This window comes from Acidithiobacillus concretivorus (assembly GCF_018853445.1).
Classification (GTDB): Bacteria; Pseudomonadota; Gammaproteobacteria; order Acidithiobacillales; family Acidithiobacillaceae; genus Acidithiobacillus; species Acidithiobacillus concretivorus.
This window is the reverse complement of record NZ_JABELD010000163.1, coordinates 1-1,291: the sequence shown is the minus strand read 5'-3', so window position 1 is coordinate 1,291 and position 1,291 is coordinate 1. Positions and strand designations below refer to the sequence as shown.

The 1,291-nt window shown below is 49.7% G+C and carries 1 protein-coding gene and 1 pseudogene; both read left to right on the top strand.

What is annotated here, in order from left to right; genetic code table 11:
* On the top strand, positions 1–459 hold a 459-nt coding region (locus HJG40_RS14375; protein WP_215864833.1), incomplete at its 5' end, for a hypothetical protein.
* A gap of 467 nt (positions 460–926) precedes the next feature.
* Positions 927–1,291: pseudogene (locus HJG40_RS14370) on the top strand (hypothetical protein); the annotation flags it as partial.

Genomic DNA, 1,291 nt, shown 5'->3' with positions numbered 1-1,291 from the left:
ACGATTCCGTTATTGGTCTGGTTTTTTGCCATTTACGTGCTGTTTGATGGTGCTTATGCCCTCCGGGTGGCCATCAGTCAGCAAATTGATGGGATATGGACCCGTCTGGCCGTGATTTTTAAAGGTCTGTTAGGCATTGCCGCAGGCATCATCGTCATCTATTGGGATCTGAGTGCGGGCTCCACCCTCTACATTCTTCTGACCGTATTCGTCTGGGTGGCCTTGTCGGGTATTCTCGAAGGGGTCTGGGTGATCCGCAACATTAAAAACAAGGAACTCGTGCTGATTATTGGCTCTGGCGCCTATCTTGCCCTGGCGGTAGCCCTCCAGTTTCTGTTCGCATTGGCTCCGCAAGCCGGTTCGTCCATATACAGTTGGATCATCATCGGTTTCTCGGCCGCCTTTGGGTTGGGCATGCTGATCATGAGTTGGGCCATGCGCAAAAATCAGTTCGGATAAAAGAGGCATTTCATGGGTCATTACTGTGCGCTCCCGCCATTTGGGAGATGTCCCTATCTCCCTTTTTTGACGGCACGGCCCACAAGCCAATACCGGCGTAAATCACCCATGCCATTTTAGCGTTGTTTGTCACCTCTAGATTCGGGAGATCACTTGATCTCCCTTTTTTTAAATGGATTCCTATCACATTATATTTTCTGAAATCGTCACCTTGAAAGAATTGTTATATGAAGCGTTGCAATTTTTCATACTGCAACATTTATAATATAAACATATATATCAACCCACTAAGCCATTTTCTGTTGCGGCAGGGTCCATTCCTGAAAAACTTCATCCCATATAAAACAAGAGATTAACTTCTGGCACGTTGTTTGCTGATAAAGCTTGCTGAAATTGCCGATGGCGTGGCGGGTTCTGGAAACCAACAGAATCGAGGGTTTCTTATAACGAACATGGAGGCAAATGTGATGAAATCATTGAAAAAAACACCAATGAGCCGGAAAATGCGGTCTTTGGCTTTAATGGCGGGTGTCGGTATGGCGGGCTTCATGATCGCTGCCCCGGCGTATGCCTGGGGTCCTATGCCTTGGAGCGGTGGTGGTGGAGGGATGCCCTGGAGCGGTGGTGGCATGCCTTGGTCCGGTTATAGCGGGCCCATGAATGGCAACAGCGGACCCTTTAGCGGCTATGGTGGCCCCATGCAGGGATCAGAAGGCCCTTGGGATGCGGGTGGCATGAATTTCAATGGGCCGCATGGTGGTCCCATGAACATGAATAGTGGCAACTACGGCGGTTATGGGCAGCCTTATCAGGGCGAATATCAGGGCGGTGG